We start from the raw sequence: 1,022 nt of genomic DNA on the forward strand, positions 1-1,022 counted from the left end.
ATCAAAAAATATGCAATTTAACCAATTTTTAGTAAATACTCATGAAATATCCACCACTTATTACAATATTGTAAATGTGTCTTTGATAGACGGAAAAAGTCCGTGTTTCACGCAAACTTAAAACTAAACAATGTAATTAAAGTATTTGATATAATTATATAAATAGAGTATTTTGCAAAAAATAAAAATCATGATAGACGGAAAAAGTCCGTGTTTAAACACGGAATAAATCGTTCTATTAAAGCTGTTATGTTACTCAAGGAATATCGTGTCGACTAAAGAGTTTAAAAATATGACTGACAAACTTGTTTCTGAATTGCAGTCTGCATATATGCATTTTGAAATCTATAAAGATATTAAAATGCAAATTTCTGAGCATTCTAAAGAGATGAATAAATCTAAGCATTTTTGGTCACTAACTATAAATGCTCACTTAGAATCGGCTAGATCAACCCTTGGTCGTATTTATGACCAGAATGAAAAGAATTTAGGAATTAAGTCTTGGTTATTAGAGTTTAAAAAAAATCACCTACAACAAGAATTTTTTGAAGCGAGCGAGCAGGATAAATTTAATCGCACACCGTTAAAAAATGGTGAAATTAAAAATGACTTGAAAAGTATCTCACCTGAAGATGAGAAGGTTAATATATTGTACAAACGACATAGGCATACTGAAATTGCACACATGTCGTTAAGCAATGCCAAAAAAGGCATATCATATTTCAAGGATTACCCTTTACCATCATCTGATATTCAAGAATTAATTGATCGTGCAGCTGCAATTATTAATAAATACTCTAGTCATTACAATGGCGTAAATTATGCTATGACTACCTTTGATAGCCAAGACTATAAATATATTTTCGATCGGCTGTCCAAGCCGTAACATAATCGGGTAGCCGGAGGTCTCTAACCTCCAGCCCCCACACCACCCATCATGCATTCTTTTTTATAAACAGGGCAATGGGCGGTTCATCTCCCGTAATGAATCTTTATCCAAACATCTCTTAATGATACGAGTC

1 protein-coding gene is annotated in these 1,022 nt (G+C 32.5%); it reads left to right on the top strand.

Going from position 1 to position 1,022, the window contains the following annotated elements; genetic code table 11:
• Positions 1-268 precede the first annotated feature (268 nt).
• Positions 269-886: an AbiU2 domain-containing protein gene (locus CJF42_RS26170; RefSeq protein WP_286203533.1), complete on the top strand. Its 618-nt coding sequence runs from the start codon at positions 269-271 to the stop codon at positions 884-886.
• Positions 887-1,022 lie beyond the last annotated feature (136 nt).

This window comes from Pseudoalteromonas sp. NBT06-2 (assembly GCF_002276045.1).
Lineage (GTDB): Bacteria > Pseudomonadota > Gammaproteobacteria > Enterobacterales > Alteromonadaceae > Pseudoalteromonas.